13 protein-coding genes are annotated in these 14,540 nt (G+C 62.5%); 8 read left to right on the plus strand and 5 right to left on the minus strand.

All coding sequences use genetic code 11. From position 1 onward, the window contains the following. Positions 1-17 precede the first annotated feature (17 nt). From AWB72_RS09730 to AWB72_RS09740, 3 genes are all read left to right on the plus strand, one after another. Positions 18-1,742 (plus strand): S10 family peptidase, encoded by a 1,725-nt coding sequence (locus tag AWB72_RS09730; protein ID WP_084593053.1) that lies wholly within the window; start codon positions 18-20, stop codon positions 1,740-1,742. A gap of 327 nt (positions 1,743-2,069) precedes the next feature. Next, positions 2,070-2,597: a hypothetical protein gene (locus AWB72_RS09735; protein ID WP_040052007.1), complete on the plus strand. Its 528-nt coding sequence runs from the start codon at positions 2,070-2,072 to the stop codon at positions 2,595-2,597. A gap of 117 nt (positions 2,598-2,714) precedes the next feature. Continuing rightward, the gene (locus AWB72_RS09740) at positions 2,715-3,929 is read left to right on the plus strand and encodes a L,D-transpeptidase (protein ID WP_040052008.1); all 1,215 of its coding nucleotides are present in this window, start codon (positions 2,715-2,717) and stop codon (positions 3,927-3,929) included. 7 nt (positions 3,930-3,936) lie between these two features. Here the strand turns inward: AWB72_RS09740 and AWB72_RS09745 are convergent, their stop codons facing one another. Beyond that, complete coding sequence (locus AWB72_RS09745; RefSeq protein WP_040052318.1) at positions 3,937-4,827, minus strand: DMT family transporter; 891 nt, start codon at positions 4,825-4,827, stop codon at positions 3,937-3,939. A gap of 91 nt (positions 4,828-4,918) precedes the next feature. Continuing rightward, a complete protein-coding gene (locus AWB72_RS09750) occupies positions 4,919-5,110 on the minus strand; it encodes a hypothetical protein (RefSeq protein WP_040052009.1) in 192 nt (63 codons plus the stop codon). A gap of 362 nt (positions 5,111-5,472) precedes the next feature. On the opposite strand from AWB72_RS09750, the gene AWB72_RS09755 reads away from it, so the two are divergent. Next, positions 5,473-7,926, plus strand: coding sequence for a glycogen/starch/alpha-glucan phosphorylase (locus AWB72_RS09755; RefSeq protein ID WP_040052010.1), 2,454 nt, complete (start codon positions 5,473-5,475; stop codon positions 7,924-7,926). 24 nt (positions 7,927-7,950) lie between these two features. On the opposite strand, the gene AWB72_RS09760 is transcribed toward AWB72_RS09755, so the two are convergent. Continuing rightward, entirely contained in the window at positions 7,951-8,355 is a 405-nt protein-coding gene (locus tag AWB72_RS09760) for a DUF6232 family protein (RefSeq protein WP_040052011.1), read from the minus strand. A gap of 238 nt (positions 8,356-8,593) precedes the next feature. Continuing rightward, positions 8,594-9,010, minus strand: a complete 417-nt coding sequence (locus tag AWB72_RS09765; protein ID WP_040052012.1) for a MarR family winged helix-turn-helix transcriptional regulator — start codon at positions 9,008-9,010, stop codon at positions 8,594-8,596. Positions 9,011-9,434: 424 nt separating this feature from the next. Between AWB72_RS09765 and AWB72_RS09770 the strand changes: the two genes are divergently transcribed. Beyond that, positions 9,435-10,787 (plus strand): MFS transporter, encoded by a 1,353-nt coding sequence (locus AWB72_RS09770; RefSeq protein ID WP_040052013.1) that lies wholly within the window; start codon positions 9,435-9,437, stop codon positions 10,785-10,787. A 43-nt stretch (positions 10,788-10,830) separates the two neighbouring features. Here AWB72_RS09770 and AWB72_RS09775 read toward each other — a convergent pair whose 3' ends face one another. After that, on the minus strand, positions 10,831-11,895 hold the full coding sequence (locus tag AWB72_RS09775; protein WP_040052014.1) for an Ldh family oxidoreductase: 1,065 nt from the start codon (positions 11,893-11,895) through the stop codon (positions 10,831-10,833). Between the two features lie 137 nt (positions 11,896-12,032). Between AWB72_RS09775 and AWB72_RS09780 the strand changes: the two genes are divergently transcribed. The 3 genes from AWB72_RS09780 to AWB72_RS09790 all read left to right on the plus strand — a co-directional run bounded on the left by AWB72_RS09780 (position 12,033) and on the right by AWB72_RS09790 (position 14,502). After that, complete coding sequence (locus tag AWB72_RS09780) at positions 12,033-12,989, plus strand: LysR family transcriptional regulator (protein WP_040052015.1); 957 nt, start codon at positions 12,033-12,035, stop codon at positions 12,987-12,989. 98 nt (positions 12,990-13,087) lie between these two features. Next, positions 13,088-13,381 (plus strand): ArsR/SmtB family transcription factor, encoded by a 294-nt coding sequence (locus AWB72_RS09785; protein WP_040052016.1) that lies wholly within the window; start codon positions 13,088-13,090, stop codon positions 13,379-13,381. Positions 13,382-13,440: 59 nt separating this feature from the next. After that, complete coding sequence (locus AWB72_RS09790; RefSeq protein ID WP_040052017.1) at positions 13,441-14,502, plus strand: alkene reductase; 1,062 nt, start codon at positions 13,441-13,443, stop codon at positions 14,500-14,502. The last annotated feature ends 38 nt before the right edge of the window (positions 14,503-14,540 follow it).

Genomic DNA, 14,540 nt, shown 5'->3' on the forward strand with positions numbered 1-14,540 from the left:
ACTCCGATCCACTGGAAATGAAGCGCATTCCCGCCACGGGAACTGGCGTCGCGCCCGACCCGGGCGGTATCAAGCAGCCGCCTGCGGCCGAGGAGCACGCAGCGAAGGCGCCCGCGAAAAGCGCGGGCAAGAAGCATCAGCAAGACCAGCCGTATTTCGATCCGGTCGCATATGGCAACGGGCCCGACGACGCCATCGATCCGGGCGAAGCCGACGAGAACGCCGCGATCACGCATCACACGGTGTCGATCGGCGGCGAGAAGATCGCGTACACGGCGACGGTCGGCCATCTCGTCACCGTCGATCCGAGCAGTTCGAAGCCTGAAGCGAAGATGTTCTTCGTCGCGTTCACGAAGGACGGCGCGAAGGAAGAAGAGCGGCCCCTCACGTTCTTCTATAACGGCGGGCCGGGCTCGTCGTCGGTGTTCGTGCTGCTCGGATCGTTCGCGCCGCGCCGCATCAAGACCTCGATGCCGGGCTTCACGCCGCCCGCGCCGTACGAGATGGAGGACAACCCCGACAGCCTGCTCGACAAGAGCGATCTCATCTTCATCAATCCGGTCGGCACGGGTTATTCGGCTGCGATCGCGCCGAACAAGAATCGCGATTTTTGGGGCGTCGATCAGGACGCGGATTCCATCAAGCAGTTCATCAAGCGCTATCTGACGAAGAACAATCGCTGGAATTCGCCGAAGTTCCTGTTCGGCGAGTCGTATGGCACGGCGCGCAGTTGCGTGCTCGCGTACCGGCTGCATGAAGATGGCGTCGATCTGAACGGCATCACGCTGCAGTCGTCCATTCTCGATTACAGCCAGGCAGGCAACCCCGTGGGCGCGCTGCCGACCGCCGCCGCCGATGCGTGGTATCACAAGAAGCTCGGCGTGCATCCCACGCCGACCAATCTCCTGAACTTCATGGAGGAAGTGGCGGAATTCTCGCGCACGGATTACTTGAACGCGTTGCGCAAGTTTCCCCAGACCGACGATGAAGTCGTCGAGAAGCTCGCGGAATACACGGGCATCGACAAGGTGACGCTGCTTGCGTGGAGCCTCGACATCGCCGCCTACGACAGCCGCGGCAACTCGCTTTTCCTCACGACGCTGCTGAAATCGAAGGGCGAAGCGCTCGGTTCCTACGATGGCCGCGTGACGGCGATATCGACCGGCATCGCGGGCAAGATCGATCCGAACTCCGGCGGCAACGACCCGACGATGACCGCCGTGAGCGGCGTCTATACGTCGATGTGGAACAGCTATCTGAACGAGCAGTTGCAGTTCACGTCCACGTCGTCGTTCACGGATCTCAACGATCAGGCGTTCGTCAACTGGGACTTCAAGCATAAGGACCCGACGGGCGCGGAGAAGGGCGTCGATTCGAAGGGCGATATCGTGCTCTACACGGCGGGCGATCTCGCCGCAGTGATGGCGCTGAACGTCGATCTGAAGGTGCTGTCGGCGAACGGCATGTACGACTTCGTGACGCCGTTCTACCAGACGATCATCGATCTTCAGCGCATGCCGCTCATCGACAAGACCGTGCGGCAGAATCTGTCCGCGACGTTCTATCCGTCCGGGCACATGGTCTATCTCGACGGCGGCTCGCGCACGCAGCTCAAGGCCGATCTCGCGAAGATGTATGAGGAAGCAACGTCAAACCATGCGGCGATGAGCCGGATCATCACGCTGCAGAAAAGGACCGCCGACAAGATCGGCGCGGCGCTTTCGCCGGAGAACGCGGGGTAGTCGCATAGTGAACGAAGCCGCGCCCGGTGGATGAGCGCGGCTTCGTTTGCGATAGCCGTTGCGCAGTTCATGCGCGAAGCGGCATTACGTTCATGCCGCAAGAACGATGGCGTCTTGCGTAGCGCACGTTGCAACAGGGCATCGATATGGCTCAAACGATCGCGCAGACCGGCTCTTCGCGTCGCGCTTTCGCGGTCGCGCGCTTGTCCGTCTGACGTGCATCGGCAGGCGCGCTCCCGCGCGATCGTGTGTTCTAATTGAACCTCCGTTGATCTCCCAAACCGGCGGCCCTGCAATGGCCGCGCGATCCGTTTGACCCATCGAGGCATGAATCGAAGCGACCCATTCGTTATCGAACGCGTCTTCGCGAAGCGTCGGTTCAATGCGCGCGCGGCGTCGCTGGCCGTCGTCGCGCTCGTTGCCATGTTCGGTGGCGGCACGGCGCGCGCCCAGCGTTCGGACTGGCTCGATGCGCGCGTCACGCAGTCCACTATCGTCGATACGATTTGCGTGCCGGGCTATGCCGATCGCGTGCTGCCGTCGTTCGAAATGCAGATGCATCAGAAAGATCGGCTGCTGAAGCAGCGTGGCGTCGATGCATCGTTCGGAGCGGAATATGCGCTCGATCACCGCATGCCGGTGATCCTCGGCGGCTCGCCGAATTCGCCCGCCAATCTCGATCTGCGTCGCTGGGAAGGCCGCGCCGGCCAGCGCCGCAAGGAGCGGCTCGCGGTCTATCTGAAGCGCTGCGTCTGCACGGGCGATATCACACTCAAGGCCGCGCAAAGCGCCATTACCGCCGATTGGCCGAATCTTTATCCTAATCTCTCGAGCTTGTCATGCAAGGGACTCTGACGCCGTCCCGGAACGAACATTGCTCAGACGAACCGCGATGGATGCGCGAAGCGTCCATCGTTCGAAGCGGAGGATCGTCTCGATCGTCCGTAGTCTGAAGGCCAAGCGGATCAATCAATGCAGCACGCAGGAAACAACAAGACGCCATTCGGCGCACGAATAACCGGGGTCGCGGCGCTGGCCGTCCTTCTTCTGATGACGACGCAGGCAAGCGCTGCGCAAGCGGTATCGGCGGCGTCGGGTGCATCGCAGGCAACCGCGGCGCCGAAGCGCGCCGAGATGCCGCCCATATTGCCGATACCGCCGCTGCCGAACGGCGCGAGCGCACCGCAAAGCGCAAGCGCGCCCGCGCGGGCGCTTCCCGCGATGCCCGTGCCGATCGCGCCGCAAGCGGCATCGTCGGCGTCGCAAGCGTCCGAGGCATCGGCGGCATCGGCTGCGTCGGGGGCTTCCGCAGCCGAAGCGGCATCGGCTGCGAGCGCCGCATCCGAAGCGGCCGTGCCTGAAGTGCCGCTGCCGCCCGAGCCGCCCGCGCCGAACGTCGGGCAACGCACGGGACTCGCGCCGAAGGGCGCGTACGCGATGCGGCAGACTTTCGCGAAGGAAGTCAATCGCCGCCTCGACGTGCCGGCCGCCGATCAGCAAGCCTATGGCCGCGCGCTTCAGCAGGCGCTCGACGCGCACGGTCAGGGCGATCTCGCCAACGAATTCGTCGTGCTCGTCGATCGCGCGGAGAACGTGCAGGCGCTCTTCGTCTACTTTCGCGCCAAGTCGGGCGAGGCGTGGTCGATGATCGGCGCATCGCCCGTATCGACAGGACGCCCCGGCACCTACGATCACTTTCTGACGCCGCTCGGCGTGTTCCAGCACATGCCGGGCAACATGGACTTTCGCGCGGAAGGCACGCTGAACGAGTTCGGCATTCGCGGCTACGGCGCACGCGACATGCGTATCTACGATTTCGGCTGGGCCGATGGCGAACGCGGCTGGGGCAAGGGCGGCGTGTCGCCGATGCGCTTCCAGATGCATGCGACCGACCCCGAGAAGCTCGAACCCGTGCTGGGCATGCGTCATTCGAAGGGCTGCGTGCGGATTCCGGCGACGCTGAACGCGTTCTTCGATCACCACGGCATCATCGACGCGCAGTACGATGCGCGCGCGGCCGAAGGGCAATCGATGTGGGTGCTGAAGTCCAATCGGCAGACGACGCCGTGGGCGGGGCGTTATCTCGTCGTCATCGATACGGCGAAGAAGGCGCGGCCCGCGTGGTCGCCCCGGCCCGGCAAGGCCGCGCGCCAGCAGGTGCCGGCGGGGGCGAACAACGTCGATTGATGATCGACTACTGCGACCGCGCGAGCAGCACGCCCGCCAGCGCGACGCAGAAGCCCGCGATCTGAATGGCGCCGAGCGTTTCGCCGAACGCGACGTAGCTTTCGATCGCGGCGAGCGGCGGCGCGAGAAAGAGCAGCGCCGTCGCGCGTGATGCATCGCCGCGCCGGACCATCCACACGAGCAGCGTCGTCGCGACGCCGGAGAGCATCACGATGCCCCATGCGAGCGAGATCCATGTCGTTATCGAGGGAATGAAGCGATGTTCCCCGAGCGATGCAGCCAGCACCGCCGCGACGATCGCCGCGCCCGCGTTTTGCAGGGCGCTCGCGCTGCGAATGTCCGCGTTTGCAAGCGATGTCTTCTGATACAGCGTGCCCGCCGTGATCGCGAAGACAGCGAGGATGGCGACCGTCACCACGAGCCATTGCGGCGCTGTGTTCACCGCGTTCGCCGCATGCGCGGCCGGACCCACGCTTTCCGCGATCTTCGGCGCGAGCACGAGCGCCACGCCCGCGAGTCCGAGCGCGAGGCCGCTCCAGGCGCGCATCGAAAGCTTTTCGCCGAAAAGACGCGCCGCGAGGGCCGCGGTCAGAAGCGGCTGCAGCGCGCCGAGCAGCGCCATGACGCCCGCGCCGAGCCCGCGCGCCACGGCCCAATAGCTCGCGCCGAGGTATACGCCCTGCAGTAGTGCGCCCGCGAACATCTGCCGAATGGCGTCGCGGCCCGTTGGCCAGCGCACACGCGCGATGAGCGCGCCCGCGACGAACAGCATCGCCGTTCCGCAAAAGCGTGCGAGCAGGTAGAGATTCGGATCGACGTAAGGCGTGATCGCCCGCGCGACGATGAAGCCCGTCGACCAGAGAAACACGAAGACGGACGCGGTGAGCAACGGAAACATGAGCGAAGCGTTGAGCCTGAATTCGCGCAGTATCAGCGCGATTGGCCGCTTCGTCTTGTTCAACCGTGCACTGCGCTTGTTCTTTGCCCCGCTATTCGATGGAGAACGTGTCGAGCGGCTGATTCGCGCGGGCATCGCTTTCCGTGGCGAAGCGCCGCGAAAGCTGCGCATGCAGCCGGCGCGCTTCGTCGAGTGTGAGATCGATCCAGTAAGGATCGCCGGCGGCGTCGTTCAGGCGCTCGGGCGGGAATTGAATTTCGATCACCACGCCTTTCTTGTACATCGATAGCCTCTTCGATTGCTTGCACGCAAAGCCGGGAGTCTAGCCGATGCTTTCCCACATATTGCGCACTGAGCGGAAAGAATGCATTGCCCCCACATTCACGCCGTTGTCACAATAATGATTCGGAGACCGAAATAATATTTACCGATTGTGGCGGAAATGCAAGGCCGGGGAACCATCGCGCGGATCGTCGTACCAAAAAAAATAAAAGTGGCGTAACCTGCATTTTTGCCCTCACGGAGATTCCCCGCGGGGCGCGCACGGCCGTCATTCGCGCCCCGAATCGATCGCCACGGGCGCGGCGCTGAACTCACGGCGCGCTTTGACGGTCGTTGCTCAAGATGCAAACACCGGAGGTACCGATGACATCCGTCGACCTGGAATTCGACCAGCTCAACAGCACCGTCGATGCGCTGCGGCGCTCCATCTCGAACCGCCTGATGTACGGCGTCGGCAAGGATGCGGCGACCGCGCAGCCGCGCGACTGGCTGCACGCGGCCGAACTTGCCGTGCGCGACCGCCTCGTCGCGCGCTGGATGCGCACCACGCGCCAGCAATATGAACAGGACGTGAAACGCGTCTATTACCTGTCGATGGAATTTCTCATCGGCAGGACGTTTACCAATGCGCTGCTTGCGCTCGGCATCCACGACGAAGTGCGCGACGCGCTCGCGAGCCTCGGCGTCGATCTGGCCACGCTCGAAGAACTGGAGCCGGACGCGGCGCTCGGCAACGGCGGCCTCGGGCGGCTCGCGGCCTGCTTTCTGGATTCGATGGCGACGGTCGGCGTGCCCGGCTTCGGCTACGGCATCCGCTATGAATACGGCATGTTCCGGCAGACGATCGTCGAGGGCAATCAGGTCGAAATGCCCGATTACTGGCTGCGCGCGGGCAATCCGTGGGAATTTCCGCGGCCCGAAGTGGTGTACACCGTGCATTTCGGCGGGCGCACGGTGCAGCACGGCGATCGCACCGAATGGATCGATACCGAGCATGTGAACGCGATGGCCTACGACACGGTCATCCCCGGTTACGCGACGACCGCGACTAACACGCTGCGCCTGTGGTCCGCGCGCGCCACCGACGAATTCGATCTCTCCGCGTTCAATCAGGGCGATTATCGTCGCGCGGTGGAGGCGAAGAACACGTCCGAGCACGTATCGCGTCTGCTTTATCCCGACGATTCCACGCAAGCCGGACGCGAACTGCGCCTGCGCCAGGAATATTTCTTCGTCTCCGCGACGATGCAGGATCTGATCCGCCGCTATCAGCGCACGCACACGCATTTCGGGCGGCTCGCGGAAAAAGTCGCGGTGCATCTGAACGACACGCACCCGGTGCTCGCGATTCCCGAACTGATGCGCCTGCTCGTCGATACGCATCATGTTCCGTGGGACAAGGCGTGGAAGCTCGTGCAGCAGATGTTCTCGTACACGAATCACACGCTCATGCCCGAGGCGCTCGAAACGTGGGACGTCGAAATGCTCGCCCGCCTCTTGCCACGGCATCTCGAGATCATCTTCGAGATCAACGCGCAGTTCCTGAAGCAAGTGACCGAGAAGTTCGGACGCGATGTCGATCTGATCCGCCGCATATCGCTCGTCGATGAATACGGCCAGCGCCGGGTGCGCATGGCGCATCTCGCGATCGTCGCGAGCCAGAAGGTCAATGGCGTATCGAAGCTGCACTCGCAACTGATGGTGCAGAACATCTTCTCCGACTTCGCGCGCATGTATCCCGAGCGCTTCACCAACGTGACGAACGGCATCACGCCGCGCCGCTGGCTTGCGCAGGCGAGTCCTTCGTTGTCGTCGCTGATCGACAAGCGGCTCGGCACGCGCTGGCGCACCGACTTGTTCGAACTCGCGCGGCTGCGCGAATGGCGCGACGATCCCGAGTTTCGCCAGGCTTTTCACGAAGCGAAGTTCGCGAACAAGATGCGGCTCGTCGAACGCGCGAAACGCGAGGCCAACGCCATCATCAATCCCGAGGCGCTGTTCGATCTGCAAGTGAAGCGCATCCACGAATACAAGCGGCAGTTGCTCAACATCCTGTATGTGATCGTGCGCTACAACCGCATTCGCGAGAATCCGGAAAAGGACTGGACGCCGCGCGTGGTGATGTTCGCGGGCAAGGCTGCGTCCGCGTACAAGATGGCGAAGAACATCATCAAGCTCATCAACGATGTCGCGAAGCGTATCAACGCGGACCCGCTCGTCGGCGATCGCCTGAAAGTGGGCTTCATTCCGAACTACGGCGTGAGCGTGGCGGAACTCATCATTCCGGCGGCCGACCTTTCACAGCAGATTTCGATGGCCGGCACCGAAGCATCCGGCACCGGCAACATGAAGCTCGCGTTGAACGGGGCGCTGACCATCGGCACGCTGGATGGCGCGAACATCGAGATATGCGATGCCGTCGGGCGCGAGAACATCTTCATCTTCGGGCACACGACGGACGAGATCGAATCGCTTCGCGCGGCGGGGTATCGGCCGCGGCAGATTTACGAGGAGAACGCGGAGTTGAAGCTCGCGCTCGATCAGATCCGGCTCGGGCATTTCTCGCCGGAAGAGCCGCATCGTTTCTATGACATCTTCCACACGCTCGTGGACTGGGGCGATCACTACATGGTGCTCGCCGACTTCGACAGCTTCGACAAGACGCAAACCGAAGTCGATCTCAAGTACCGCGACAAGGAAGCGTGGACGAAGAGCGCCATTGAAAACGTCGCGGGTATGGGGATATTTTCATCGGACCGCACGATCGCGGAGTATGCGCGCGAGATCTGGCACGTCGAGCCGCTGGACTTCAATTGACCGCCGATCGCCGCGCGCCTTGCATCACGCCTGCGGGCGCGCGGCGGCGGTTTGCGCATGTTTCGCGACCGCTTCGCCGACGAGCGCGGCCACGCGGTCCGCGAATTTCTGATCCTTCGTGATGAGCACTTCGCGTTCGCCATCGGGCGTCGATACCATCAACTGATAGATGACGTCCTGCGTAATCCACGACAGATAACCGACCACGACGATCATCACGCCCAGCACGAGCGCGGCGCCCACGCCGGTCGCGATGCCCGCGCCCAATGCGACGAGCCCGATCACCGCAAGGCCGATCGGCAGCGGCTTCTTGCGCTCGATTTTCACGACTCGCGCGGTGCGCAATTCGCGCATCGGAATCATCTGGCCCGAAGCTGAAAGGCCTGCGCGCGACAACGTGACGCCGCGTTCGTTGAAGGGTGTATCCATGTTTCGATCGTTCCAAATTGACGGCAGAGGAAATCGCGGAGATTACCAGACCGTTGTCGGAGAACGCATAAATCGGTGACATCGACGTTCGGGGCGCGTTCCGCGCGCGCGTTGTGCGTTGGCAGATTCGATCCGTGCCGAAGCGCGCTGAAAGCGCTCCGGTTCGCGCAAGAGGAGGGCGACGTCACAGTTAGGTCACAACATGACTGAACTGTGCATCTTATGCGCGGCCCCGGCGCTACACGCTGTCGGCAAGCCAGCCGAAGGCCTGAATCTCCCTTAAATGGCGCGATGCAAGCAAGAGCAGGCATTGCTCGCCTTTCTGCGTGAGATGCACTTCGACTTGCCGACGGTCTGCTTCGCCAGGCTTGCGCACGACGAGACCGGCGGCCTCGCATCGGCTCACCAGCGCGGCGGTGCCATTGGGCGCTGCCTGCAGCCGTTCGGCCAGTTCGCCGACCGTGGCCCACGACTTTCCCGGCATTCCGCGCACATGCAGCAGCATCTGATATTGCAGCGGTGTAATTCCGGCAGCTTGCGTGACTTCTTCCGAATAGCGAAGGAACTTCCGCAACTGGTAGCGGAAGTTCGACATTGCCTCCAGATCTTTTTTCGATGGCAAGCCTTTCTTGCCGGATGCCTTTTGACGACTCATACGTGTTTCTCGATGACCGAAAAGTATTTGCGTCACACCGCGACGCGTGTGAATTTCATCGTAGCAGGGCATTGTCGAAGCGCTGTCTTTGAAGTCACGAAAAACAGCACACTGTGACAGAACTCATTTGTCGCGTTGAACCTTGAGAAACTGACTTGCTCGTCTAGTCGAAGGGTTAATGCGAACCGTTCTGACAGCCGCAGGAATGAGAACGCCGGTCAAATGGAGGATAGACCACAGTCCTTAGCAAGATGCGCGGGTTTGCACCTACCGCGCGATAAACAAATGGAATCGGTTTGCGGGTAAATTTGATTGGATTTCTGACCGATGCGGTCATATCGTGCGTCAGTTCACGACTGCCTTACGCGCACGTGAATTCCAATAACAGATTCGCCAAGAACAGACCTTCCCAGGAGACTTTCATATGGAGCAGTCGTCCCCCGTTTCGGGCGTGCCGCAGCCGGACGCAAGCGGCGCTCATGACATCGCCAGCAGTGACAAGGCTTCGGCGAGAGTGCGGAGAATTCAACGTACCGCGCTTGCGTTGCTCCTACTAAGTGGGATCGTCAACTATATCGATCGCGCGACGCTTTCCATTGCGAATCCACTCATCCGGCAAGACCTCGGGCTTTCGGTCGCGGAAATGGGCTTGCTGCTCTCGGCATTCCTATGGGCCTATGCGTTTGCGCAATTGCCGGCAGGCGCATTCGTCGATCGCTTCGGCGCGCGCGTCATGCTCTCGGTCAGTCTCGCGACGTGGTCCGTCGCGCAGGCGTTCGGCGGCGTGGTGAGCAGCTTCGGACAGTTCTTTGCCGCTCGCATGGTCCTCGGCGTCGGCGAAGCGCCGCAATTCCCGACGAGCGCGAAAGTCGTTCGTGACTGGTTCGGCAAGAAGGAGCGCGGCGCGGCCACGGGCATCTGGAACAGTTCATCGACGCTCGGCACCGCCATATCCGCGCCCTTGCTGACCGTCGTGATGCTGACTGTAGGCTGGCGATGGATGTTCGGCATCATGGGCATTGCCGGACTCGTGCTCGCATTGGCCTTTTACCTCGTGCATCGCGACCCGCATCAAGTCAATCTCACTCAGCGCGAGCGCGCCTATCTGACCGATGTCGATGGCGAAGTCGCGTCGCGGCCGACGTGGAACGACTGGCGGCGTCTCTTCGGATTCGGCACGACGTGGGGCATGCTGCTGGGCTTCTTCGGCACGATCTACGTTCTCTGGCTCTACAACGCGTGGCTGCCGACGTACCTTCAGATGGAGTTTCACCTGACCATCTCGAAGTCTGGATGGGTCGCGGCGGTTCCGTATTTGTTCGGCGTGGTGGGCAGTCTGTCGGGCGGCAAGGTATGCGATGTGCTCGCAAAGCGTGGTGTCTCCGCCATCAACAGCCGCAAGTATCCGATGGCTGCATCGCTGCTGGGCGTGGCTATCTTCACGGTCCTCACGGGCCTCACGCATAGCGCGACGCTCGCGGTGGTCTTCATCTCGATCTCGATGCTGCTGCTGTACGTGTCGAGCAGCGCGGCCTGGGCGATGGCTTCCGTCGCGGCGCCGGCGAACTGCACCGCATCCATCGGTTCGATGCAGAATTTCGGGGGCTATTTCGGGGGCGCACTGGCGCCGGTGATCACCGGCTTCATCGTGCAGCAGACGCACTCGTTCCATCCTGCGTTGTTCGTCGGCGCGGGCGTGGCGGGTGTCGCGGTCATTGGCTATTGGTTGCTCGTGCGCGATCCGATTCCGGCGGCAGTGCAGGGCAGCAAGCGTTGAACGCGATGCACCCGCGATGTTCGTCGCGGGTGCATCGTATGCATTACTCGGTCAATGCAGCGGGAAACCGCAAGTCGTAGCGCTCGGCGCAGGCTTCGAGCGCGGGCGCGATGGTCGGATGCAGCGCAACGCCATCGCGCAGTTGATCGCGCTTGAGGCTCAGTCCGCGATCGCCCGGCATCCGCACATTCGCAACGCCCGGGCGGGGCGGATTTTCGCGGCATGCATCGCCGATCCAGTCCATCTGTCTCGTGAACGCATCGGGGCCGCCGAAAGCGGCCGGATCGTATAGCGAGAGGAACACGGTGGCGCCCCATCCGTCAGCGGGATCGGCGCGACCGTGACCCGCGAGTCCTCCCGTCATCGCCTCGATCAGCAGCGCGAGGCCGAATCCTTTATGTCCCCACGTCAGGCCGCCGACCGGCAGGATGGACCCCGGCGGATTGGCCGACAGCACGCCGGGATCGCGGCTCGGCTCTCCGTTCGCATCGATGAAGCATGCTTCGTCGAAGAGTTGCCCGGCCTTGTGCCGGCGCGCGGTCATGGCGTTGGTCACCGTCGATGACGAAACGTCGATCAGGAACGGCGTGCCGGAAGTAGGGATGCCGGCTGCGATCGGATTGGGCGTGAAGACGGAGCGCGTGCCGCCGTGCGGTGCCACGCTCTGCACCGCCGGATCGGAACTGCTGAGCACGATCATGAATCCGTCGGCCGTGGCCTTCTCCAGATAGCTCGCCAGGCAGGCGATGTGATGACTGCGGCGAATCACCAGCGTCGCGCTTCCATACTCTCTCGCGCGCGGCGCGAGCGTTTCGATGCCCTTGAGCACGAGCCACGGACCGGGAAGACGCCGGCCATCCCATAGCAGGCTCGCGCCGCGATCCGAGATCACGTCCGGCTCGCCGGTACGGGTCATGGTTGCACGTTCGATCTCGCCGATATACGGCGCGAGCAACGCGAGACCGTGTGTATCGTGTCCCATCAGGTCGCCGTCGACGAGCGTCGCCGCGACGGCTTTCGCCTTCGGTTCGTCGAGACCCGCTTTGCTCAATAAAGCCTGTGCGAAGTGTTGCAGCTCGGTAGCGGAATAGCGGACTTTTTCGTTCATCGGTTTCGCTTAAATAGAGGGAGTGAGTTTGGATCCAATACTTTGCTCGATTGTCCGTTGGCCGTTCGATAAGCGTCCAATCGCTAATTGCGTAGAATCGATTCCATCCGGTTATGAGGTCGTCTGCGTTTACCCTTATGTCGCACGATTCCGCCATCTCGACGTCCCAAGTCCTGACGAAGCTGCGCTTCAGGCATCTGCAATTGCTCGAACTGCTCGGCCGCACCCGCAACCTGCGCATCGCGGCTGAACAGATGCACGTGACACAGCCCGCGGCCACGAAGATCCTGAGCGACGTCGAAGCGATGTTCGGCGCGCCGCTCTTCGAACGGCTGCCGCGCGAAATGCGGCCCACGAATCTCGGTGCCTTGTCGGTGCGATACGCCAGCACCACGCTCGCCAATCTCGGCAAGTTCTCGGGCGAGTTCGCCACGCTGAAGAACGGCGGCTACGGCCATCTCACGGTGGGATTCATTCCGGCTTCCGCCGCGCAACTCGTCATCGCCGCCGTGAAGGAGATTCAGCGACGACGGCCGCGGCTCATCATCAAGCTCGTCGAACAGAGCAGCGATCAACTCGCGATGTGGCTCGAAGAAAAGCGGCTCGATGTGATGGTCGGCCGCCCGACGGAGCCGAGGCACGGTGCGCTCTTCGATGTCGTCGATCTCTTGGCGGAACCCGCGCGTGCGGTTGTCGGGCAGCATCATCCGTTGCTCGAACAAGAGCATGTGGAGATTGCCGATCTCGGACGATGGCCGTGGATTCTGTATCCGCCCGGCACCGCGATGCGTCAGCTCTTCGAGGAGACGTTCGCGGCGGCGGGCATCGTCGCGCCCGTGGGAATCGTGGAGACGCCTTCCATCTTCTCGACGCTCGAGCTATTGCAGGCCACCGACATGCTTTCCCTCCAGCCGCAAGCCGCAATGGACCGATACGTCAGGAACGGCCTGCTGGGCTACGTGAGCGTGCCGATCCGCCGGACCTTGACGAACTACAGCGTCATCACGCGGAAGAACGAAGCGTCGTCGCAGGCGACGGACGAATTCATTTCCATTCTTCTCGCGCTCGCCGGGCAGTTCAGGGACCGCGCGTGAACGCAGCTTGCATATCGGACATTAACGATATATACTTCGTTCTGAGACGATTCGGTACACGGCAGCATGCATGAATCGTCAGACGTTTGAGCAACGAAATGGACATCGACGCAATTCACAAGGCCCTCGCCAACCCCCTTCGCCGCGAGATTCTCGAGTGGCTGAAGGAGCCGGAGCAGCATTTCCCGAATCAGGAATTGCCGCTGTCGCATGGCGTCTGCGCGGGTCAGATCGATGGGCGCTGCGGCATGTCGCAGTCCACCGTTTCCGCGCATCTCGCGACCTTGCATAAGGCCGGGCTCGTCACCACGAAGCGCGTCGGGCAATGGGTGTTCTTCAAGCGCGACGAAGCGGTCATTCAGGCGTTCCGCGATTCCATCGGAAATCTTTGAGCCTTCGAGTACCGTCCCGGTGACAGCAAACTTTCAATTTACTTAGGATACCTTCCGTTATGCCGACTCTTTTCGATCCGCTTCAAGCAGGTGCGTTGACGCTCAAGAACCGCATCGTCATGGCGCCGCTCACGCGTCAGCGCGCGGGCGTGGAACGTGTGCCGAACGCGCTGATGGCGCAGTATTACGCCGATCGCGCATCGGCGGGTCTCATCATCAGCGAGGCGACGTCCGTCACGCCGCAAGGCGTCGGTTATGCCGATACGCCGGGCATCTGGTCCGACGAACAGGTCGAAGGCTGGAAGCTCGTCACGAAGGCGGTGCACGATGCAGGCGGCAAGATCGTGCTGCAACTGTGGCACGTGGGCCGCATCTCCGATCCGGTCTTCCTGGACGGCGAATTGCCGGTTGCGCCGAGCGCGATCGCAGCGGAAGGCCACGTGAGCCTCGTGCGTCCGCAGCGTCCGTATGTGACGCCGCGCGCACTCGAACTCGATGAAATCGCGGGCATCGTCGCGGCTTATCGCAAGGGCGCGGAGAACGCGAAGCGCGCCGGTTTCGATGGCGTCGAAGTGCATGGCGCGAACGGTTATCTGCTCGACCAGTTCCTGCAGGACAGCACCAACAAGCGCACCGACGCATACGGCGGCCCGGTCGAAAACCGCGCACGCCTGATGCTCGAAGTGACCGATGCGTGTATTGAAGTGTGGGGCGCGGATCGCGTCGGCATGCACCTCGCGCCGCGCGCCGATTCGCACACGATGGGCGACAGCGATCGCGCTGCGACCTTCGGTTATGTCGCGCGCGAGCTGGGCAAGCGCAAGATCGCGTTCATCGCGGCGCGTGAGGCGGAAGGCCCGGACAGCCTCGGCCCGCAATTGAAGAAGGAATTCGGCGGCGTGTATATCGTCAACGAGAAGTTCACGAAGGAAAGCGCCGAAGCGATCATCGCGCGCGGCGATGCCGACGCGGTGGCCTGGGGCAAGTCGTTCATCGCGAATTCGGACCTCGTGCGCCGCCTGGAACTCGGTGCGCAGTGGAACGAGCCGGACACGTCGACGTTCTATGCGCCGGGCGAGAAAGGTTATACGGATTATCCGCTGCTGGAAACGGCGGAGTAAGTTCGCATCTGTTTTTGCGTGAGAATGAAAACGGCGGC

The sequence above is a fragment of the Caballeronia concitans genome (genome assembly GCF_001544615.1).
Classification (GTDB): domain Bacteria; phylum Pseudomonadota; class Gammaproteobacteria; order Burkholderiales; family Burkholderiaceae; genus Caballeronia; species Caballeronia concitans.